Consider the following 21,194-nt stretch of genomic DNA (forward strand, 5'->3'; position numbering starts at 1 on the left):
CGCTTGGGGAGGGCGGTCACAACGACCGCTGGGCGCTCCAGGGCTACGACAGCATGACCAGGCGGGCGCTGTCAGTCTCTGGTGGGCTCAATGGGCTAGACCTGTTGCGTCGGTGCACCTTGGCGGCGCTGTCGACCTGCTGGCAGGGTGCGGTTACATCGATTGCTGGCGCGGCCGGTGCGGGCAAATTGGCGGTGTCGCAGCGCTTCTCGTGCGCCGGCCGCCGTGCCGTCTCGCCGTCTCGCCGCCGATGCAGCGTGCCTGTCACCGCTGGTGTGGAGTGGGGCGTGCCCACGTGATTTCGAGTGCCGAGTATTCGCTGACGATGAATTCTGTTGTCACCCACTGCCGGAGGGCGCCGTAGCTGCTGCTCGGGTGCGCCAATGCCGCTGGCGTTGGCGAAGGGTGACCCGTTGACGCTAGGGCGCGCCGTAACGGCGGGCCCGTGTCGCGTCGGCCTGCGGATTGTCGTTGCGACAACGTTTCGGGCACCGGTTTCATCCGATCGGCGGATCGAACATGCGTACTAGAAGAGGTAATCTGGGTGTGTCACAAGGGGGTGATGTTGATGCTCAACTGGAAGCCGGTTCAGGTTGGCGCTGCGGGGGTTTCGCACGCGGGGTTCCAGCGGTGGTGTACGGCGTTGGGGGTGCTGCAGCCGGGGTCGGGTTTGGTGGCGCATCTGGAATCCCGCCCGCCCACAGCGGCTTTGGTCGCCGAGCGGGGTGACTCGCCTGCGGTGCCCGTGCCCGCGCCCTCCACTGACGCCGACCCCGGTCAGGACAATGCCGACTCCGGGGACGCCGACAGTGGTCGCCCTGATGCTGCCGCGCGTAGCGCCGACACGGACTCGGCGAACGGTGCCGCTGATGCCGGTGTTGCGGGGGTGGTGTTGCATGGGAATGTGTTGCTGGATTCGGTGGTGGCTCGGGAGCGGGTGATCTGGCATTTGCAGGCGCTGAACGCTGCCGACCTTGGCGAGTTGGCCCGGAGCTATGTGGGGGTGCGGGAGTTCCTGGACACCGAAGTCGCCGGGGCGTTGATCATCTCTGAGCGTGCCGCCGCCACCCAGATCACGATCGCGGAGCAGCTGCGGAAACTTCCGGTCACCTGGGCGGCGTGGAACGCCGGGGAGATTGATCTACCGAAAGTCCGGTATTTGGCCGAACAAGTCGAACACCTCGACGAGGCCACCGCGCGTCGGTTGGAGGAGCGGATCTATCCCTCCGCTGTGGGGAGGCCGATGGGGTTGTTCCGCCGTCAGGTCCGGCGGGTGTTGCTCGGGTTGAGCCCCGACCACGCCCGGGAATCCCATGAGAAGGCCGTCGCGCAGCGGGGCGTGTCGTGTGTGCCGGGTGAGGATGGGATGGCGCAGCTGGTGTACTACGGCCCTGCGCAAGAGGTGGAGGTGGTGTGGCGGGTGTTGACCGTGATGGCCGACACCGCGAAAACCCCCGACGACCCCCGCGGGATCGATGCCCGCCGCGCGGACTGTCTGGTCGACCTGTTCCACCACGTGGTCGAGCAGGGCCTGCCCGGCGGTGCCCAGCTGACCGCGAGGCAGCGGTCGAGGGTGCGGTTGCAGGTGACGATGCCGTACACCGTGCTGACCGGCGGTATCGAGGTGTGTGAGTTGGACGGGTACGGGCCGATCACCGCCGCCCAAGCCCGAACCATCCTCGCCCGCACCCACACCGGCACACAGACGAGTGCAGGTATGGGTGGGCGAGAAGTGAACCAGGGCAACAACAATGGAAGCGCTCGACGGCCCGGCAGTGACGGTCGAGCCGGCCGAAGACCCGACCCTTCCGATCAACCCGGCCGATCCGATCAAGCCGGCCGCAAACCTGGCCCGTCCGAGGGGCCCGGCCGAAGACCGGATGTGTCGAGTGAGACGAGTCGAAGACCAGGCACTCCCCATGGAACAGACAGCAGACCCAGCGGCAGTGGGCAAAGATCGAATAAAGCGACGGGTAGTGCGACGGGCAGTAGGTCCGATCTCGGCTGTGACCTGCTTGTGCAGCGGTTGGTGTGTGATCCCTTGGACGGGTCGTTGCTGGATGCCACCCGGATCGCGGGGTATGTGCCGCCGGAATGGCTCGCCGAACAGATCCGCACCCGGGACCGCACCTGCGTGGCACCGGGCTGCCGGCAACCCGCCGCCCGCACCGAGATCGACCACCGCGTCCCGTACCAGGCCGGCGGAGCGACCAGCGCGGACAACCTGAACCTGCTGTGCAAACACCACCACCGCGCCAAAGACGGCGGCGGCTGGACCCTCACCCGCACCGCCGGCGGTAGCTACCACTGGACCTCACCGCTGGGCCGCACCCACACCAGAGAACCCGAAACCTGGTGGCAACCAACAGGTCCTGCGTCGGATCCGGGTGGCCGGTCGGCGGCGGCGCTCAGTCAGGCCGCGGACCGGTCGGCGACACGCGGTACGCCGAGCGAATCGGTAGCGTCCGAACAAGAGGCAGGGGAGCAAATGGGCGGAACGCGGGACAGCAGTGACCAGGGCCCCGCCACTATTTGCCCCGCTGAATCTCTTGCGCCGCAATCGGATCAAGCTGAGCCAGGTGCGCCTGACCAGAACGATGACCTCCCGCCGTTCTGAACACCCGCGGGACTGCCCGACCCCTACCGTGCTCGCTGGCCGTGGGAACGGTCGGCCGGTCAGCAGTCGAGAACGCTCGACCGGCCAGCCATCGCAGCGGCAATCGCTGGGCCGGTCAGCAGCCGAGAGCGCTCGACCGGCCAGCCATCGCAGCGGCAAACGCTGGGCCGGTCAGCAAGCTCAATTGGAACGCCGGGCAGGTCAGCAGCGGGAACGCCTGGCCTGCAATGGGAACGCCGGGCCCGTCAGCAGCGAGGCACGGTGGACCGGTCGACAGTGGAAACGACTGGCCTGCAATGGGAACGCCGGGTCGGTCAGCAGCGAGGAGACGGCCGGCTGGCCGGCAGTGGAAACGTCTGGCCTGCAGCGGGAACGCCGGGCCGGTCAGCAGCGGGGGACGCCCGGCGCGAACCCTGGCGCACCGGTTTGCAGGTAGGCGTCCGACACCCAGAGGCCGTCGGCCGTGCGATCCCAAATGTCGGTGCCGTACGCGGCCGGCCCTTTCTGCTGGCACACCACCGGCACCATGTCGCCCTTGGCGTACGCCAGTGTGTTCAGCTGCTCAGCCTGCAGACGAAGCCATCTCTAGTGCGTCAACCCCAGCCGCTCAGCCAGCCGGCAGCCGAAGGCGTTGCCGCGCAACGTCGATGATGTCCTGTGCGGGAGTGCGCACCTGCGCGGCAGCGGTACCCGACACCGCGCCCTGCTGGTCAAGATTGCTCTGCTGGTCAAGATAGCCCTGCTGGTCAAGATAAGCGCGCACCAGCCGAGCGCCGGCCGCGTAACCGGCTCCGGTGGGCAACCCCACCGGCTCGGCCCCGAACAGCCTGGCACTCGCATCACCATGCACCCACGCGGTGAAGTTCTGCATGCCGGTCACGTCGAGCCCACGTGCCACCGTCTGCAGCACAGCGTCGTCGACACGGGTCTCCGGAGCCACGAAGTGGGTGTAGCCGGTGTCCCCGTACAACTCTGCAGCGAACTCGTCGGCGAGCCCCTCGGAGATCACCTGCTCGCCGACCGTCACGGTCGCGGGATTCCACACCACACCGCCGGGGCTGTACCGCACGTTGTGATGCAACTCGTGGGCTGCGATGGCCTCCAGTCGCCCCAACACAGTCTCGTTGGGCCACACCGTGATGGCGATGTAGCCGCTGATCCCGCCGAACGCCGACAAGCCCTGCACTTCGCGGGTGAAGTGATCGTTGCCAGGGTCGCCGACCACCAACAGCACCGTCAGATCGGGGATCGCCGCTTCCGGATCGGCAGCGTGCAGCGCGTCGATGCCGCGCTCTAGACCCGCCCGGATCCGTTGCCAGGCATCAGCATCGGTCAGCAACCGCACCGCTGTACGGTTCCGCGCAGAGTCGTCGTCGGAGTCGCGGTCGATCGGAAAGCCGAAACTCTGCAGGTGCGCCTGCACCAGGTCGGTCTGCCCTGGGAAGTACCGATACATCCCGGCCATCGGCTGCCACAGCTCGCGCAATAGCTCGGGCCGTTCGGCGGCGGGTGCGTCGAGGATGTTCAGCATGGCGGGGCCGGAGTCGATCACGGTGAGGTTCATGGACATGGACGGTAGGCACTCACGTGGAGGAAGGGTCAACCCAGCCGGCCGCTCCACCGGCGAAGGCCGCCAGCGTGCACCAGGCGCCATCGGCGGCGCAGTCGGCGGCCGACGCCGGGCTGATCGTCCCCGGGTCGCCGCACGGCAGCGCGGCGACCCGGGAACCATCAAACTGGCCCGCGGATTACTGTGCCGTCACCGTCGCCCCTCACTGACCGGCCTCGCCCCTGGCGGTGTCATTCTTGCGCACCACCAACGTCTTCCAGGCGATGGCTGCGACCAGGTAGCAGCCAGCATCGACCAGGATCGCCGCGACCGACCACAGTTGCGACAACACCCCGGCGAGGGCTCCGCCGGCCATCGAACTGGCGGCCGCCAGCGCGCCGACGAGCCCAACAGTGGTACCAAGCGCCTTCGGCCGCGCCCGCTGCTGCAGCACGGTGCTCTGCGCGGCAGCCACCACCGCGAACGGCACCCCGGCAACCGCGCTCAGCACCAGCACCGACCAAGCGGCCGGCCACACCAGCGGCACTCCGAGCAACGGAACCAAGACCACCGCCGCAGCCGTCAACCCACGGCCCAGCAACGAGTCCGCCCCGGTTCGGGGCCGCCGCGCCCCGAGCCACAGGGCAGTCAGGACACCACCGACCGCCTGGGCGGCGAGCATGGCGCCCAGCAGTGCACTGCTGCCGAAAACCGTTGCAACGTAAGGAGCCAGCAGCGCAGAAACCACACCCTCGCCGATGCCGGTAGCGACGACAACACCAACAACCGGCCGCAGCCGCGGATCAGCGACAATCGTCCGCCACCCCACCGGACGTGCGCTGTCGCTCGGTGCCGGACCGGACCCGGCCAGGCGCGCGACTCGGCGACCCCAGCCGTTGCGTGCGGAACTCGTCCGTCCCAGGGGCGAACCAGTCGGGTGCCGGCGCCGGACGAGCGAGTCGGCTGGACCCGGCCCCCCGGGCAGCGAACCGGGCCGCACGCGCTGGCCGAGCGAGCTGGGCCGCATGCGCCAACCGAGCGAGCCGGGCCGCACGCGCCAGCCGAGCGAACCGGACGGGCGCAGACGCCAGGCGAGCATGGCGGCAACCAGGTACAGCGCCGCGTTCGCGAGCAGCACCGTCGTCATGCCACCCACCGCCAGCACCAGACCGCCGGCCATCGGGCCGACCAGCCGCGCGCTGGACACCGCGGTGCCGAGCAAGCCGTTGGCCCGAATGAGTTGCCGCGGCTCGACAATCGACACCACCAGCACCGATTCGGTCGGCTGAATCAACTGGCTCACCGCCGACTGCGCCAGGCCCAGCGGCAGCAGCAGCCACCACCTCCACTGGTAGCTCACCATGGCCACGCACACCCCAGCCAACAGCAGGTTGGCGCAGCACAGCAGCAGTCGCGGGTTGCCGCGGTCCACCAACGCGCCTGCGAAGGGGGCGACGGCAATCCCCGGCGCCGCCATCGCGATCGCCAGTGCCGCTGTTGCGCCGGTGGATCCGGTCGCCGCGAACACGTAGTACGCCAACGCAATCCACTGCACCTGGGTCGCCGTCAGGCCGACCACACCGGCGGACCAAGCGAGCCGAAAGTCGCGATGCCGCCAGGGCGAGGCGTCACCGGTGGGTGGGCTGCGGTGGCCGTCGGCGGGGCCATCACCTGTGGGTGGACTGCCGTGGCCGTCGGCGGGGGCGTCAGCTGTGAGTGGACTTCCGTGGGTGTCGGCGGGGGCATCAGCTGTGAGTGGGCTGCCGTGGTCGTCGGTGGGGCCGTCAGCTGTCGGTGGACTGCCGTGGTCGTCGGTGGAGTCACCCGTGGGTGAGCTGCCGTGGCCGTCGGCGGGGCCGGCACCTGTGAGTGGACTGCCGTGGCGATCGAGGGGGTCGGCAATGGAGTCGAAGCCGGTGTCGTCGTCGGTGCCGTCGCCGGGATGCGTCATCTCGGCAGCGTGCGAACTAAGCTACTTCAAATGGAACAGTCGGATTCACCTAGCCCCAGGCGTCGGGTCGAGAATGCCGCTGCCGCAGCAACTTCCGGTTATCGGGTCACCGACCCGGCCCAGGCTCGGCTGCTCACCGATCCGGTCGCTCGCGACTTCCTCGGGCCGTTTCTCGGGCGCACCGCCAGCGTGGCCGAGGCCGCTGCTGAGCTCGATGCCGCCCAGAACACCACGCTGTACCGAGTGCGCACCCTGCTGCGCGCCGGGCTGCTCCGGCAGGTCGGAGAGCGGCGCCGGGCCGGCAGGCCGATCAAGCTCTACCGATCGAGTCACGACCATTACTTCGTGCCGTTCGCGGCTACCGGGTACGACACGTTGGAAGATCGCCTGCGGGCGCAGGGCCGGCCGATCTGGGACGGCCTCATCGATGCGTATGCCGCTGCGCTGCACGGGCATCGGCGTTACGGGCACCACGTGTTCCGCTCCGGCGGCGCCGTGATGACCTCAGATCTGCTGCCTGAGCAGTCGCCGTCCGGACGCCCGCTGTTCTGGTCGGACACCACGGTCACGCTGACCGATGCCGACGCGGACGAGCTGGCCGCGCGGCTGCGGGAGTGGTACGCCGAGCTGGTGCGCCGGAGCCCGCCGAGCACCGGGGGCGGCAGCCGCGAGAAGGGCCGGAGATATCTGGCGCTGGCCGCGCTGTTGCCGGTTCCGCCGCAACGCTGAATCTGCCCCGGCTCCGGGTCCATCGAGCACCGGCCGCCGGTGAGCCGCCGCGCACTCGGGGCGTCGGCTCGCAGTGGCTCCAGCTCTCCCGACGTCCCGCACCTCAGGCTCGCCCCACGGGCTCGCGTCTCAGGGTCGCCCTACGGGCTCGCCCCTCGGTCTCGCGCCTCCGTCTCGCGCCTCGGGCTCATGCGTCCCGCGCCTCGGTCTCGCGCCACCGGGCCGGTGCCATGGGCACGCCACGGGCTGGTGCCACAAGCTCGAGCCGCACCGGCTCCCACCTGCTCAGCCGAAGTGCGTGACCCGTCCGCCGGTGGCCTCGGCCACGGCGACGTGCACGGCGGCCTGGGCGCGGCGCTGCAGTCCCAACTTGGACAGGATCACGGTGACGGTGTTCTTCACCGTCTTCTCCGCGATGCCCAGCCGGGCGCCGATCTCCTTGTTGGTCAGCCCCTGTCCGATCTCGTGCAGCACTTGGCACTCGCGCGGGGTGAGCGCTGAGTACAGGGCGGCAGCGGTGCCCGCCGGCAGGTCGATCCGTGATGCGGTGGTGGTCATGCCTCCACTCTAGTTCGACAAGTTGTAGAACTTCTACTCAACTTCTACAAATGGTAGAATTTTCTTGGGCGGAGCGCACAAGGCCCTCCGCCGGTCCCGTCACAGGCAGGAGGCGAGCCACGATGACACAGCGCGGCGAGCTGGAACGCGCTGTGATGCAGGCATTGTGGGCCGCCGACGGTTCGCTCACCGCTCGCGACGTTGCCGAGCATCTGGCAGACCGGGATCTGGCGATGACCACCGTGTTGACGGTGCTCGGTCGGTTGGAGAGCAAGGGCCTTGTGGTCCGCAGCCGGGCCGGCCGGGCCCACACCTACGCACCGGCTGCTGATCGGGCCGAACACACCGCTGAGCTGATGCGGCAGGCGCTCGATTCCGGCGGCGACCGGCGGGACGCGCTTGTCCGTTTCGTCGATGCGGTTTCCGACGACGACCTCGCTGCCTTGCGCCGCGCCCTCGACGAGCGCTGAACTTCCCACCCGCTCCTGCTAGCTTCCAGCAGGGTGAGCGGCCTGTCGGTAACGGTGATCGCGATGGCGCTTGCCATCGTCGGGTCAGCGTGCGCCGGGCCGGTCAGCATGCGATTGGCGTCGGCGCGCTGGCCCGAGCGCGCCCCGACGGCGGCGCTGGTGCTCTGGCAGGCGGTGTGCCTGTGCGCCGGCCTGTCGCTGACCGGGGCGGCGCTGGTCGCCGGCATCGCACCGCTCGGTGAGCACCTACCCAGCGCACTACTGACGTTCTGGCGCAACGCTTTTCGGGGCCGGCCGTTCGACGGGCTCTCCGGCTGGCGAGTGCTGCTGTTGCTGCTGGCCGCGGTGATAGCCGGGGCGCTGCTGGTGGTGTTGGTGCGCTGCTTCGTCCTGACGGTGCTGCGCCGGCGGGCCCATCGACAGTTGCTCGATCTGCTCTCCACCGGCGCTCCCGTCGACCACGAGTCGGCCGCAGCGGATGCCGAGCCGCCGACGCGCAACGTGCGGGTGCTCGACCACGACGCCCCGTTGGCCTATGCGGTGCCGGGCTGGCACACCCGGTTGGTGTTGACGCAAGGTATCCGGCAGTTGCTGGATCCGGCTCAACTCGCCGCCGTCATCGCGCACGAGCGGGCCCACCTGAACTTCCGTCATGCGTTGCTGCTACTGCCTTTTCATGCCTGGTCGGTGGCGCTCGGTTGGGTCCCCGGGGTGCGCTCGGCGCGGCAATCCGTTGCGGCGCTGGCCGAGATGCAGGCCGACGACGCCGCGGTGCGGACCGCCGGTGCGGAAGCGGTGGCGTCCGCAATCTCTGCCGTTGCGCTCTCCGGCGGCGGGACGGCCGCGACGGCCCGCTCGAAGGAACTGCCGCAGGTCGGCAGCACCGCGGTGGTGCGCAGAGTGCGCCGGCTGCAGCAGATCAAGCCGTTGCCCCGGTGGGCACTGGCCGGCGTCTATGCGTTGGCCGCCGCACTGCTGCTGGTGCCCACCGCCGTGTTGTTCTTGGGTTGGCGTCCGGTCTGACGCACGTCCGGTCCTGCAGGAGCGAACAGGTTCCCCTTGGCACGGCGGGCAGGTTCCCCTTGGGCACCGCGGGCGGGTTGCGCCGGCAGCGGTACAGTCTGCGATGCCGATGGTCTGCCTGCGCGACCGGTCCAGCTGCCAACGGGGCAGCCCGGACTGGACCGCCATGGCAGGACAACAGGGAACCCGGTGCGAATCCGGGACTGCCCCGCAGCGGTGACCGGGAACGACAACCGTCACACAGCACTGGGCCGCGCCAGCCACACTGGGCCGCGGCCTGGGAAGCGACGGTCGGTAGGCCGGCGGCAGCACGCCGCAACGCCCGGGAGTCCGAAGACCTGCCGTCGGAGCGCCCACCGCCGGTGGGTGCTCGTTCCGGGGCCGCGAGGGACGGCCGTGGGCGACCGGCTGATGCTCTGCTCGGGCCGGGGCCTGCAGGATCCGGACCCGCCGCATCGCCGATGGGATCCACATGACCACACGTTTCACCACCCGCCGGTCCGCCCGGCAGCTGCCCGATTCTCCTGACGTCAACGGCGTTCCGCGCGCCGCGGCTCCGGTTCGTGCCCGCCGGGCCGGGCTGACCGCCGCCGTGCTGGTGCCGGCCCTGTTGCTGGCCGCCTGCGGCAGCAGCGGCGACGACGGAGCCGCTGCATCCAGCACCACCACCTCGAGTTCCAGCGCCGGCGCCACCGGCACCGCCGATTCCGGGGCGGCGGGCGCTACCGGTTCCGGTGCGGGCGCTGCCGCCGGGTCGTCGGGCGCGGACGCTTCCGCCGGGTCCGGCGCCGGGTCGTCCGCCAGCTCGTCCGGTACCGGACCGTCCAGCGCGGTTGCGTCCGCCACCGGCAGCGGTGCGCCGGGCAGTGGCGCAGTTGGCGGCAGCGCGGCGAACAGCGGGGCGGCGGGTACCAGCGGTGCCGCCACCCCGGCCGGGCTCGACGCCAAGGGCTGCATCACCGACTTCGACCCGGCGACCGACTACTACCCGGTCAAGCAGAAGGTCATCGACGCCAAGCAGTTCTCGATCAGTTACCACAAGTCGTATCAGGTGGTGACGGTGAAGCAGGAAGGCGGCCCCGACCTGAACTACGTGCTGCAGCGCTGCGGCGCACCGGCGCCAGAGCTCAGCGGAGCCCTGGCCAAGGCACCGGTGGTCACCACCCCGGTCACCTCGCTGTACTCGGGCTCCACCACGCATCTTCCGGCGCTGGTCGAACTCGGCAAACTCGATGTGCTGAAGGGAGTGTCGTCCACCGCGTTCGTCTCCGAACCCGAGGTGCTCGACTACATCAAGAAGCAACCCAAGTCCGACCCGGTGGTCAGCTACGCGCCCAGCGGCACTGTCGACGCCGAAGTGGTGATCAAGAACAAGCCACAGGTGGTGATCGGTGGCGGCTTCCCCGACGCCGCTGACGCCAAGATCACCGCCGCTGGGATCCCGGTGCTGCAGGACGTCGACTCGTCAGAGCCGAACCCGCTGGGCCAGGCCGAGTGGGTCAAGTTCTTCGGTGCCCTCACTGGCACCGAGGCCAAGGCCACCGAGACCTACGACAAGATCGCGAACAGCTACCGCAAGACCGCCAAGTTGGTCTCCGGCGAAGATCCCGTGCAGGTGCTGCCGAACACCCCGTACCAGGGCGCGTGGTACATCCCAGGGGGAAAAACCTTGAAGGGCAGGCTGATCGCCGACGCCGGCGGCACAACGGCGTGGGCCGACGATCCGTCACCGACAGCGATCAAGACGACCATCGAGGCGGTGTACGCCAAGGCGGCGAAGGCGCCGATCTGGATTGCCGACGCCACCTGGACCTCGCTGGGCGACGCCACCAAGGTGGACAAGCGGCTGGCCAACTTCACCGCGTTCAAGGACAAGCAGGTGTGGAACGCGGTCAAGGGCACAACACCAGAGGGTGGCAACCCGATGTACGAGCTGGGCGCGGCCCGTCCCGACCTGGTGCTGGAAGATCTGGTGGCGATTCTGCACCCGAAAGCGTTGCCGGATCACGAGTTCACCTTCTACGAGAAGCTGAAGTAGCCGCTTGACCCGCGGTCGACCGACGCCGGAACCCGCGGCCGGCGTCACCACCAGAACCCCGCTGCGGCCCACGCTGGCCGTGGCGGGGTCGGTGGTGGGGTTGCTGGCGGCATTCGGCTGGGCGTTGGCGGTCGGCTCCGAACCGGTGCCATGGCCGGTGATCTGGCAGTACCTCACCGGCCGCTCCGCCCAGGCCGATCCAGGCACCCTGGTGCTGCTCACCGACTTTCACCTGCCCCGAGCGCTCACCGCGGTGGCCGCCGGGGCCGGGCTCGCGGTGGCGGGACTGCTGATGCAAACCCTGTTCGCCAATCCATTGGCCGACCCGTACATCCTGGGAGTGTCGTCCGGCGCCAGCCTCGGGGTCGCGGTGTCCGTGCTCGGAACCGGAAGTGCCGCAGCCACTTTCGCGGCGTCGGTGGGGTGGTTGGGGCAATGGGGCACCACCACCGCAGCCATGCTCGGGGCACTGGCGGTACTGGCGCTGGTGCTGCTGGCCGGTCGTTGGGTGCGCAGCGTCGTCTCGCTGCTGGTGGTCGGCGTGATGATCGGTGCGGTTGTCGGCGCCATGGTGTCGGTGCTGCTGGCCTTCGCGGCGCCGGCCCAGATCCAGCGGTACGTGATGTGGAGCCTCGGCTCACTCGACGGCACCTCGGGTGCCGACATGTGGGTGCTGCTTCCGGTGACGGCCGCGGGAATCCTGCTGGCCCAAGCGGTCTCGCCGTCGCTGAACGTGATGCTGATGGGGGAGCGGTACGCCGCCTCGATGGGAGTGCCGGTGCGCTGGGTGCGGACCGCGGCGATGGTCGCCACCGCGGCCATCTCAGGGGTGGTGACGGCGTACTGCGGGCCGATCGCGTTTCTCGGCATCGCGGTGCCGCACCTGGCCAGGGTCGTCGCCGGCCGCTCCGACCTGCGGCTGCTGGTGCCGCTGAGCGCGTTGTTGGGCGCCGCCGTCTGCCTGGTCTGCGGGGTGGTGGCGACCCTGCCCGGCACCGACGGGGTGCTCCCGCTGAACGTGGTGACCGCGGTGCTCGGCGCCCCGGTGGTGATCGCGCTGCTGATCCGCAGCCGGACGCTGGTCGGCTCGTGAGCCTTTCGCTCGATGCTCTTGGGGTCGGCTACCAACGGTCGCCGATTCTGCCGCCGGTGACGGCCACCGCAGCGGCCGGCCGGCTCACGGTGTTGTTGGGGCCCAACGGATCCGGCAAGTCGACCCTGCTGCGGACGGTGGCCGGGCTGCAGCCGGCGCTGGGTGGCGCGGTGCGGCTGTCGACGGCCGGTGCGGAGCCGGTCGACGTGCTCGGCATGGGGGTGCGGGACCGCGCCCGGCGGGTGGCCGTGGTGCTCACCGACCGGTTCGACGGCGCCCTGCTGACCGGGGGTGACCTGGTGGCGCTGGGCCGGCACCCGCACCTGCGGGTCGGTGGCCGGCTACGCGATGCCGATCGGACCGCGATCCGGTCGGCGCTGTCGGCGATGCACGCCGACGAGCTGGCGGACCGCAAGCTGGTCGAGATGAGCGACGGCCAGCGACAGCGGGTGCTGGTGGCACGGGCGCTGGCCCAGGAACCGGCCCTGCTGCTGCTGGACGAGCCCAGCGCCTTTTTGGACGCGCCCAGCCGGATCGACCTGCTGGCCGTCCTCGCCGACGTCGCCGCCGAGCGGCAGATCCCGGTGCTGGTCTCCACTCACGACGTGGAGGCCGCCATCCGTACCGGCCAGGACGGCTGGCTCATCGACCCCGCCGCCGGTGAGCTCGGGGAGTTGGTTACCGGCACGGTCGCGGAGCTCTCCCGCGCAGCGATCGGGCGGGCCTTCGACACCGATCGAGTGCGCTTCGACCCCGGCGACGTGAGCTTTCGGCTACGCAGTTCACCGTTGGACGGCCGGTCATCGCCCGAACGCCACGGTTAGCTGCCCTGCTCGACCGGGTCAGTCCACCGCGACACCGGCGGCGCGCATCTCGTCGATGGCGCGGTCGGTGTCGCCAGGGTTCAGCTCGACGAACGCGGTGAGCGCCAGCGGCACCCGCACCGCGAAGTCCTGCTCGGCGGCGTCCACGGCGGTGGCCTTCACACACCAGTCGCCGGCGAGGCCGACCACCGTCAGCTCGCTGACGCCGTCCAGCAGCCCGGCCAGCTCGGTGGCGTGCACCGCGCCGGTGTCGAGATTGCGCACCGAGAACCCGGAGTACCCGTCCTCGGGGCCGGAGCCCTTGCGCACCACCGGTTCCGGCGCGCCGGCCGGGTCCAGACCGGGAACGAACTCGGCGCCAGGCGTGCCCATCACACAATGCACCGGCCACAGGCCGCCGTCGGTGGCGAAGTGCGGGGTGTGCTCCGGATGCCAGTCCTGGGTGAACACCACCCGCGCTCCCGCCGCCCTGGCGGCGGCGATCTCGGCGGCGATCGGTTCGGCCAGCTGGTCACCACCGCGGACGTACAGCGAGCCGTCCGGGTCGGCGAAGTCGTGCTGCATGTCCACCACCACAAGCGCTGCTCCGGAGTGGTAGCGCTGTTCGGTCGGCTCGCTCATGGCTTCTCCTCGGGTTGGCGGGCGGGCGCCGGACGTGCGCTGCCCCACGGGCGCTGCCGGACCTGCGCTGCGCCACCGTGCTGGCAGACGTGCGCGGCCGGACCGCGCTGCCCGACAAGCATTGCAGGACAGTACGTTGCGGCGGAACCACCGGCGGGGGACCGGCTCAGTGCCCCGGCAACAGCAGCGTCGTCGGGATGGCCGGGTCACCCTGCGACAGTTTCAAACCCTCCCACGGCAGCGTCACCAGCGCGTCCTTCAGATGCCGGCGGGAGTCGACCAGCGCCGGCAGCCCGTCAACGCGAGAACCACCACGCACCAACGGGATCGGCAGCACCACGTCCCGCTCGTCCGGCTCCGGGTGCTGGCCCTCGGCAAGGAAAACCACCTCCTCGGTGGCTGTCCCGCTCGACCGGTGCCGCCGCAGCGCGCTCTTCCGGCCCCCCAGCGATGCCTTGTTCTCGCTGCGCTTCTCCACCGGACGGCCGTCCACCTCGACCAGCTTGTAGACCATGCCGGCGGTCGGCGCGCCCGACCCGGTCACCACCGAGGTACCGACGCCGTAGCTGTCTACCGGTTCGGCGCGCAGCGCGGCGATCGCGTACTCGTCCAGATCACCGGACAGCACCACCCTGGTCTGCTTGGCGCCCAACGCATCCAGCTGGTCGCGGGCCGACCGGGCGAGCACCCCGAGGTCACCGGAATCGATACGCACCGCACCGAGGTCGGTGCCGGCCACCCGCACCGCGGTCTCGATGCCTTTGGTGATGTCGTAGGTGTCCACCAGCAGCGTGGTGCCGGTGCCCTGCGCCGCGATCTGCGCGGCGAAGGCATCCTCCTCGGAGTCGTGCAGCAGGGTGAACGAGTGCGCAGCGGTACCACCGGTGGGAATGCCGTAGCGCCGCCCCGCCTCCAGATTGGACGTGATGTCGAAGCCGGCCAGATAGGCAGCTCTGGCGGCCGCCACAGCGGCGTCCTCGTGGGCCCGACGCGATCCCATCTCGATCAGGGTGCGATCGCCTGCGGCGCTGGACATCCGGGCCGCCGCGGAGGCCACAGCGCAGTCGAAGTTGTAGATCGACAATGCCACCGTCTCCAGCATCACCGCGGCCGCGAAGGTACCGCGCACCGACAGCACCGGGCTGCCGGGGAAGTACAACTCGCCCTCCGGGTAGCCGTCGATGTCGCCGTCGAAACGGTAGTCGGCCAAGAACTCCAGCGTCGGCCGGTCGACGATCGGCTCGAGCATGGCCAACTCGGCGTCGCCGAAGCGGAAATCCTCCACCGCGTCGATGAAGCGCTGCACACCCGCGACCACGCCGTACCGGCGGCCGGCCGGCAGCCTCCTGGCGAACACCTCGAAGGTGCATTGCCGCTTGGCCGTGCCGTCGGCCAGCGCGGCCTGCAGCATCGTCATCTCGTACTGATCGGTCAGCAACGCGGTGCTGACCTGCGGTGCAGCCGCTGTCGTCTCGGCAGTCATCGGATCACCATAGGGCGCCGGGGTCGGCGGATCGGCGTGAACCCGCCCGTCATGCGTGTCACACTGGACGGGTGAGCAGTCCCGTCCCGACCGCCGAACCTGGTACCAGAGAAGCGACCGGCACGCTCACCGACGAGCAGGTGGAGCCGGACACCCCATGGGTCGCGATCGTCTGGAACGACCCGGTGAACCTGATGTCGTACGTGACGCACATCTTCGTCACCGTGCTGGGGCATCCGAAGAAGCTCGCCGAGAAGCTGATGCTCGACGTGCATCACAAGGGCAGGGCATCGGTCTCCACCGGGAGCCGCGAGAAGGTCGAGGGCGACGTGTTGAAGCTGCAGGCCGCCGGCCTGTGGGCGACCATGCAGCAGGACCGCTGACGCGTGCAACCCTTCCGCCGCAAGCGCGGTCAGTACGTCGCTGAGTTCACCGCCGACGAGGCACAGGTGGTGCGCGACCTGATCGATCAGCTCCGCATACTGCTGGATCGGCGCCGCGACGACGCGCCGGTCGATCCGCTCGCCGAGCTGACCGGGATATCCGCGGGGCCGGCGGTCGCCCCGGAAGATCCGGCGTTGGCCAGGCTGCTGCCCGACTTCCACGCGGATGACGCCGAGCTGTCCGCTGGCCTGCGGCAGCTGCGCGAGCCGGAGTTGTTGGCGCTCAAGGACAGTGCCGCCGCTGTGCTGCTCGACACCCTGCCGGTGCAGGGCGGCGAGGTGCGGTTGGACGAGCAGCAGGCCGAGCAGTGGATGCGCGCGCTGAACGACCTGCGGTTGGTGCTGGCCGAGCGCCTGCATCTCGCCGACGACCCGCACAGTGCCGAGAGCGGCGCCGAACCCGCTGTGCTGCACCAGGATCCGACCGGGCATGCCCGCGCGCTCTACCAGATCTACGGCTGGCTCTCCGCCGTGCTCGAATCGCTGGCGACCGCGTGAGCGCATCGGCTGACGTCGCCGCGCTGATCCCGGACGGCTATCGGCGCAAGCTGGCCGACCGGCGGTCGGAGGGCTATCAGGACGGCCCGACCTGGCTGCGGCAACTGCCCACCGCGCTGGCCGAGGTGATCGCGAACTGGCGGCTGCAGGTGACCGGGCCGAGCCGGTACGGGCACGGTGGCATCGCCGTTCCGGTGCAGGCATCGAACGGGCCGGCGGTGCTCAAGGTGATCTGGCCGCACCCCGAAGCCATCACCGAGCGGCTGGCGCTCAAACGTTGGGACGGTGTCGGAGCAGTGCGGCTGCTGGCCGCCGATCCGGCCCGCTGGGCGCTGCTGCTGGAACCGGCAGACGCCGAGCGTGACCTACAACGCGAACCGATCGAGGCGGCCTGCCACGCCATCGGTGAGCTGCTGCGCATCCTGGCGGTACCGGCGATGCCACAGCTGCCCACTGCGAGCGACACCCTCCGTGAGTTGCCCGGACAACTTGCGCCGTTGACCTCGATACCGCGCCGGTTCATCGAGCAGGGGCAGAGCCTGTGCCGCGAGCTGCTGGCTGAGTCCGGAATCGACGCCACCGTCACCCACACCGATCTGCACTACGAGAACGTGCTGGCCTCGTTGCGTCCCGAACATGCCGGCCGGACCCACTGGCTGGCCATCGATCCGCAGGCCCGCAACGCCGAACCGGGCTACAGCGTCGCTCCGGCTTTGTGGAACCGCTGGGACGAGGCGGCCGGCTCCGGCAACCTCAGGGACGAGCTGCGCCGGCGGATCGGCTGGGTGTGCGAGGCGGCCGGCATCGACGAGGACAGGGCGCGGGCCTGGACCATCATCAGGGAACTGCAAAACGCGCTGTGGGCCACCGAGGACGCCGACGAACAGGCGCTGACCAACGCGGTCACCATCGTCAAGGCCATGCAGGACTGACCGGTGTCGCGAATCCGGGTCTGGTTGGGTTCTCGGGGCCGATTCGAGGGTCGAGAACCGAACGCGACCCCGATTCGCGACATCGCCTGGCCGCGAATCAGGGTCGGCTCAGGGTTCTTTCCCGCCTGCGCACGCCGGTTCGCCCGTACTCTTGAAGCATGAGCGCACCCACCCCAGGCCCCGTTGGGTCGTCCGGCGGGAATCAGTTCAACCTGCCGGCCCTGAATGTTCCGTCAGTCCCCGCTGCCACGCCGCAGGGAAACGCTCCGAAGAAAAAGAACTCGCTGCTGCCCGAGAAGGTCCGGCCGGCGCTGTTCACCATCGGCGGCCTTGCGCTGCTGATGGTGATCGCTCAGTTGGTCAACTCCTTCTCGAACGACTGGCTGAACCGACAATTCGGCCTGGTCTCCCGGCACGTGTCCGGGCTCGACGGCGTGATCTTCGCGCCGCTGCTGCACGCCAACTGGCAGCACCTGCTGAGCAACCTGGTGCCGCTGCTGATCTTCGGGCTGCTGCTCTTCGTGGGCGGGGTGCGGCAGTTCGTTGTTGTCACCGTGCTGGTCTGGGTGCTGTCCGGATTGGGACTGTGGCTGATCGGGCCGAGCAACACGCTCACCGTCGGCGCCTCTGGGCTGATCTTCGGCTGGCTGGCATACCTGTTGGCGCGCGGCATCTTCACCCGAAACTTCGGTCAGATCGCCATCGGCCTCGTCCTGCTGGTGCTGTACGGCGGCATGTTCTTCACCGGCATCATCACCACCGCGTTCCGGGATGCCTTCGGCGCCACCAACATCTCATGGCAGGGCCACCTGCTCGGTGCGCTGGCCGGGGTGCTCGCGGCGTTCCTGGTGGCCAAGGCGGACGGCCCGCGGCGCAAGCAGGTGGCCGCCTGAGCGTGGACGCCGGCGCACCCATCGGCGTCTTCGACTCCGGCGTCGGCGGCCTGACAACGGCGCGGGCCATCATCGACCTGCTCCCGCAGGAGTCCATCAGCTACCTGGGCGACACCGCCAACGCCCCGTACGGCCCACAGCCGGCGGACGCGATCCGCGACCATGCGCTGGCCGCCACCGATTCCCTGGTCGGCTCCGGCGTCAAGATGCTGGTGATCGCCTGCAACAGCGCGGCGGCCGCCGGCGTCACCGAGTTGGCCCGCAGGCGGTACCAGATACCGGTGCTCGAGGTGGTGACGCCGGCGGTGCGGCGCGCGCTGGCGGTCTCGCGGGCCGACCGGATCGGGGTGATCGCCACCGTCGCCACCGTGCAGTCGCAGGCCTATCCGCAGGCGTTCGAGTTGTTCAAGGATCGGCCGTTGCAGGTCTGGCAGCAGGCCTGCCCGAGCTTTGTCGATTTCGTCGAACGCGGCATCACCAGTGGCCGGCAGATCACCGGCCTGGCCCAGGCCTACCTTGATCCGTTGCAGCGCGCGGACATCGACACCCTGGTGCTGGGCTGCACCCACTACCCGCTGCTCGCCGGGGTGCTGCAGTACGTGCTTGGTGAGCGGGTGACGCTGGTGTCCTCGTCGGAGGAGACCGCGCGCGACGTGTTCAAGGTGCTGACGGAGTCGGACCTGCTGGCGCCGCCCGATCAGCAGCCGGTGCGGGACTTCGACGCCACCGGCGACGCCGACGCGTTCCGCCGGCTCGGCCGCCGCTTCCTCGGGCCGGAGGTCGCCGCCGTTCCGTGGTGACCGGCCGTCCCCGCCGCCGCGCCGCCGGCCACCGGAAAGTAAGTTCTCAGCCATGAACAGCCAGCACAGCAGCGACAGCAGCCAGGGGCCGGATGCCGCGGAAAAGTCAGGTCCGGCGCCGGCCGACGGCGCGGCGGTCGACTCGGCCGCGGACCGGGCGGACTCGTCGACGGCGGGGGAGCGGCGCGCCGACGGACGGGCTGACGACGAACTCCGCCCGATCACCTTCACCCGCGGGTTCCAGGCCCATCCGGCCGGTTCGGTGCTGGTCGAATTCGGCGGGACCAAGGTGCTGTGCGCCGCCTCCGTCACCCAGGGGGTGCCGCGCTGGCGCAAGGGTTCTGGGCTCGGCTGGCTCACCGCCGAGTACGCCATGCTGCCGTCGGCCACCCACGACCGCAGCGACCGGGAATCGGTGAAGGGCCGCGTCGGCGGGCGCACCCACGAGATCTCCCGGTTGATCGGCCGGTCGCTGCGGGCCTGCATCGACCTGAGTGCGTTGGGGGAGAACACCATTGCCCTCGACTGCGACGTGTTGCAGGCCGACGGCGGAACCCGCACCGCCGCCATCTCCGGCGCGTACGTTGCGCTCGCCGACGCGGTGCACTATCTGCGGGAGACCGGAGCGCTGGCCGATCCGCAACCGCTCAGCTGCCAGATCGCGGCGGTATCGGTCGGGGTGGTGGGCGGCAAGGTGCGGCTGGACCTGCCGTACGCCGAAGACGCCGGCGCCGAGGTCGACATGAACGTGGTGGCCACCGACGCGGGCATGCTGGTCGAGATCCAGGGCACCGCCGAGAACGCCACCTTCCCGCGGCGCACCCTCGATGCCATGTTGGACTCCGCGCTCGCCGGAATCCACACCATCACCCAGCTGCAGTCGCAGGCGCTCGCGGCGCCCTACCCGAAGGAGATCGTCAAGTGACGGCGCGCGTCCTGCTTGCCACTCGCAATCGCGGCAAACTCGCTGACCTGCAACGGATTCTCGCCGGCACCGCCGAGGTGATCGGACTGGCCGACGTGCCCGAGTTCCCGGAACTACCGGAGACCGGGGCCACCTTCGCCGAGAACGCCACGGCGAAGGCGGAGCAGGCGGCAGCCGAGACCGGCGAGATCTCGCTGGCCGACGACTCCGGGCTGGCGGTGGCCGCGCTGAACGGCATGCCGGGGGTGCTGTCGGCGCGCTGGTCGGGGCAACACGGCGACGACACCGCGAACAACGCCCTGCTGCTCGCCCAACTCGCCGATGTGCCGGACGAGCGCAGGCAGGCGGAGTTCGTCTGCGCGCTGGCGCTGGCCGTTCCCGGCCGACCGACCGTTGTGGAACACGGCAGGTGGCCCGGCCGGATCGGCCGGGAAGCGGTGGGCGACAACGGCTTCGGCTATGACCCGCTGTTCCACCCTGACGGCGGCTGGGGCACCAGCGCCGAGCTCAGCCCGGAAGACAAGAACGCCCAGTCGCACCGGGCCAGGGCCTTCGCGGCCATCCTGCCTGCCCTGCAGGCGGCGCTGCGCGAGGCCCCCGGCCGGTAACCGTCAGCGCCGGATCAGGCCTGCGGCTTGATCCGCTCGATGGTGGCGTTCTCGCCGGCACGACGGGCGATGTGCCCGGCGATCCCGGCGAACAGCAGCGCAACGCCGACCCCGAAGCCGACGGTGCTGAAGAACTGCACGGGGTCGGCCCTGTCGAAGAGCCGATTCGACCAGTCGGCCGCCGTTCTGGCCACCTGGTCGACGAAGATCACCGCGATTCCGGCGGCGGTCAACAGCACACCGGCGAACCACGCCGCGGCGGCCGACCAACCGATCAGCAAGCCCGGAAGAGCGGCCAGCACCACCGACACCACCAGCCCGAACTTGTCGCCGAACCCCACGCCGTTGTCCGGCCGCACCAGCAGCGCGTACACCAGCGCGCCCAACGCGACGAAAACCACTCCGACAATCGCGCCGAGCAGGTTCGGCCCGAACCGCTTGCGCCGCGGCGCGAGTTCCACCCGCGGCGGCAACTGCTGGCCGGGCCCCGCGAAGAATCCGGATGACTCGACGCCGGCGTACTCCCGCTGATCGGAACCGGCCGGTGCGTAACTGGGCGAGCCGCCCGCCGACTCCGCCGACGACGAAGCCGGGAACGGCGCAGGCGGGGCGTCGTGCAGCCCGAGCCCGCCGGGGGCGTCGGACCCGGTGCCCGAGGCCGGCAACACGGTGGTCGGCGTTGCGCGTTCCACGTCAACGGGATCGTCCTGCACCGGCCGGGAGTACAACGAGCCGCCGGTGTAGTCGGACTGCGGATCGTATGCGGCAGTGGAGGGTTGCTCCGCCGCGCCGCTCGACCCGGTCCGGCCGCTCGACCCGGTCCCGCTGGTGTCCGCCCCGCCGGAGCTACCGGACCCGGCCCTGGCAGCCGCATCGCTGGAAGCGGTGCGGTCGGACTCGCTCGCGCCGACAGCGGAACCACCCTGGTGCTCGCCGCGTGGGCTTGCCGGAATGGCGGTGGTCGCTGCGTCAGCGCCGCCCGCCTGGTCGGCCGGCTGCCGGTACGGAGCGGCCGGCGAGGCACCGAGGTTTGCGTTCGAGCCCGACGCGGAGGCGGAATCGTCCGCCGGACCTGTTGCGCCGGCCGGCGTGTTGGGTGCGGAAGAGCGATCGTCGGGGGTCGTCATGGCAGCTCACCT

The 21,194-nt window shown here is 70.2% G+C and carries 21 protein-coding genes and 1 riboswitch; of the genes, 14 read left to right on the forward strand and 7 right to left on the reverse strand.

The genetic code is table 11. The features are described 5' to 3' along the window. Positions 1–739: 739 nt before the first annotated feature. Entirely contained in the window at positions 740–2,617 is a 1,878-nt protein-coding gene (locus HKD39_RS16245; RefSeq protein WP_171200926.1) for a DUF222 domain-containing protein, read from the forward strand. 384 nt (positions 2,618–3,001) lie between these two features. Here the strand turns inward: HKD39_RS16245 and HKD39_RS20120 are convergent, their stop codons facing one another. From HKD39_RS20120 to HKD39_RS16255, 3 genes are all read right to left on the reverse strand, one after another. After that, complete coding sequence (locus HKD39_RS20120; RefSeq protein ID WP_281361966.1) at positions 3,002–3,133, reverse strand: hypothetical protein; 132 nt, start codon at positions 3,131–3,133, stop codon at positions 3,002–3,004. Between the two features lie 91 nt (positions 3,134–3,224). After that, the gene (locus HKD39_RS16250) at positions 3,225–4,181 is read right to left on the reverse strand and encodes a DUF2268 domain-containing putative Zn-dependent protease (RefSeq protein ID WP_212754657.1); all 957 of its coding nucleotides are present in this window, start codon (positions 4,179–4,181) and stop codon (positions 3,225–3,227) included. Between the two features lie 208 nt (positions 4,182–4,389). Next, the gene (locus HKD39_RS16255; protein WP_171200928.1) at positions 4,390–6,117 is read right to left on the reverse strand and encodes an MFS transporter; all 1,728 of its coding nucleotides are present in this window, start codon (positions 6,115–6,117) and stop codon (positions 4,390–4,392) included. Positions 6,118–6,147: 30 nt separating this feature from the next. Between HKD39_RS16255 and HKD39_RS16260 the strand changes: the two genes are divergently transcribed. Next, positions 6,148–6,846 (forward strand): helix-turn-helix domain-containing protein, encoded by a 699-nt coding sequence (locus HKD39_RS16260; RefSeq protein WP_171200929.1) that lies wholly within the window; start codon positions 6,148–6,150, stop codon positions 6,844–6,846. Positions 6,847–7,131: 285 nt separating this feature from the next. Here the strand turns inward: HKD39_RS16260 and HKD39_RS16265 are convergent, their stop codons facing one another. Next, positions 7,132–7,404 carry a response regulator transcription factor gene (locus tag HKD39_RS16265; RefSeq protein WP_171200930.1) on the reverse strand — a complete coding sequence of 91 codons (273 nt, stop codon included), beginning with the start codon at positions 7,402–7,404 and terminating at the stop codon, positions 7,132–7,134. Positions 7,405–7,526: 122 nt separating this feature from the next. On the opposite strand from HKD39_RS16265, the gene HKD39_RS16270 reads away from it, so the two are divergent. From HKD39_RS16270 to HKD39_RS16290, 5 genes are all read left to right on the forward strand, one after another. Beyond that, complete coding sequence (locus HKD39_RS16270) at positions 7,527–7,874, forward strand: BlaI/MecI/CopY family transcriptional regulator (RefSeq protein WP_171200931.1); 348 nt, start codon at positions 7,527–7,529, stop codon at positions 7,872–7,874. A 33-nt stretch (positions 7,875–7,907) separates the two neighbouring features. Next, positions 7,908–8,897, forward strand: coding sequence for a M48 family metalloprotease (locus tag HKD39_RS16275; RefSeq protein WP_171200932.1), 990 nt, complete (start codon positions 7,908–7,910; stop codon positions 8,895–8,897). 166 nt (positions 8,898–9,063) lie between these two features. After that, positions 9,064–9,242, forward strand: a riboswitch (cobalamin riboswitch). 127 nt (positions 9,243–9,369) lie between these two features. Beyond that, positions 9,370–10,935 carry an ABC transporter substrate-binding protein gene (locus tag HKD39_RS16280; protein WP_171200933.1) on the forward strand — a complete coding sequence of 522 codons (1,566 nt, stop codon included), beginning with the start codon at positions 9,370–9,372 and terminating at the stop codon, positions 10,933–10,935. A 4-nt stretch (positions 10,936–10,939) separates the two neighbouring features. Continuing rightward, positions 10,940–12,028, forward strand: coding sequence for a FecCD family ABC transporter permease (locus tag HKD39_RS16285; RefSeq protein WP_246232957.1), 1,089 nt, complete (start codon positions 10,940–10,942; stop codon positions 12,026–12,028). After that, positions 12,025–12,852, forward strand: a complete 828-nt coding sequence (locus HKD39_RS16290; RefSeq protein WP_171200934.1) for an ATP-binding cassette domain-containing protein — start codon at positions 12,025–12,027, stop codon at positions 12,850–12,852. Before HKD39_RS16285 ends, HKD39_RS16290 begins: the two co-directional genes overlap by 4 nt. Before the next feature lie 18 nt (positions 12,853–12,870). On the opposite strand, the gene HKD39_RS16295 is transcribed toward HKD39_RS16290, so the two are convergent. Next, complete coding sequence (locus tag HKD39_RS16295) at positions 12,871–13,473, reverse strand: isochorismatase family protein (RefSeq protein ID WP_171200935.1); 603 nt, start codon at positions 13,471–13,473, stop codon at positions 12,871–12,873. A gap of 166 nt (positions 13,474–13,639) precedes the next feature. Further along, positions 13,640–14,956 carry a nicotinate phosphoribosyltransferase gene (locus HKD39_RS16300; RefSeq protein WP_171200936.1) on the reverse strand — a complete coding sequence of 439 codons (1,317 nt, stop codon included), beginning with the start codon at positions 14,954–14,956 and terminating at the stop codon, positions 13,640–13,642. A 71-nt stretch (positions 14,957–15,027) separates the two neighbouring features. Here HKD39_RS16300 and clpS point away from each other — a divergent pair, with 71 nt between their 5' ends. From clpS to rdgB, 7 genes are all read left to right on the forward strand, one after another. Beyond that, the gene (gene clpS / locus HKD39_RS20675) at positions 15,028–15,339 is read left to right on the forward strand and encodes an ATP-dependent Clp protease adapter ClpS (protein ID WP_171200937.1); all 312 of its coding nucleotides are present in this window, start codon (positions 15,028–15,030) and stop codon (positions 15,337–15,339) included. A 3-nt stretch (positions 15,340–15,342) separates the two neighbouring features. Further along, positions 15,343–15,897 carry a DUF2017 family protein gene (locus HKD39_RS16310; RefSeq protein WP_171200938.1) on the forward strand — a complete coding sequence of 185 codons (555 nt, stop codon included), beginning with the start codon at positions 15,343–15,345 and terminating at the stop codon, positions 15,895–15,897. After that, the gene (locus HKD39_RS16315) at positions 15,894–16,829 is read left to right on the forward strand and encodes an aminoglycoside phosphotransferase family protein (protein ID WP_171200939.1); all 936 of its coding nucleotides are present in this window, start codon (positions 15,894–15,896) and stop codon (positions 16,827–16,829) included. Before HKD39_RS16310 ends, HKD39_RS16315 begins: the two co-directional genes overlap by 4 nt. A gap of 158 nt (positions 16,830–16,987) precedes the next feature. Then, complete coding sequence (locus HKD39_RS16320) at positions 16,988–17,722, forward strand: rhomboid family intramembrane serine protease (protein ID WP_171200940.1); 735 nt, start codon at positions 16,988–16,990, stop codon at positions 17,720–17,722. Between the two features lie 2 nt (positions 17,723–17,724). Next, on the forward strand, positions 17,725–18,522 hold the full coding sequence (murI, locus tag HKD39_RS16325; RefSeq protein ID WP_343074752.1) for a glutamate racemase: 798 nt from the start codon (positions 17,725–17,727) through the stop codon (positions 18,520–18,522). Positions 18,523–18,574: 52 nt separating this feature from the next. After that, positions 18,575–19,447, forward strand: a complete 873-nt coding sequence (gene rph, locus HKD39_RS16330; RefSeq protein WP_171200942.1) for a ribonuclease PH — start codon at positions 18,575–18,577, stop codon at positions 19,445–19,447. Then, positions 19,444–20,055 carry an RdgB/HAM1 family non-canonical purine NTP pyrophosphatase gene (gene rdgB, locus HKD39_RS16335; protein ID WP_171200943.1) on the forward strand — a complete coding sequence of 204 codons (612 nt, stop codon included), beginning with the start codon at positions 19,444–19,446 and terminating at the stop codon, positions 20,053–20,055. The genes rph and rdgB overlap by 4 nt, the downstream gene beginning before the upstream one ends. A 14-nt stretch (positions 20,056–20,069) precedes the next feature. On the opposite strand, the gene HKD39_RS16340 is transcribed toward rdgB, so the two are convergent. Beyond that, the gene (locus tag HKD39_RS16340; RefSeq protein ID WP_171200944.1) at positions 20,070–21,182 is read right to left on the reverse strand and encodes a hypothetical protein; all 1,113 of its coding nucleotides are present in this window, start codon (positions 21,180–21,182) and stop codon (positions 20,070–20,072) included. Positions 21,183–21,194 lie beyond the last annotated feature (12 nt).

Origin of the sequence: Nakamurella aerolata (genome assembly GCF_013002705.1) — a bacterium.
GTDB classification, from domain to species: Bacteria; Actinomycetota; Actinomycetes; order Mycobacteriales; family Nakamurellaceae; genus Nakamurella; species Nakamurella aerolata.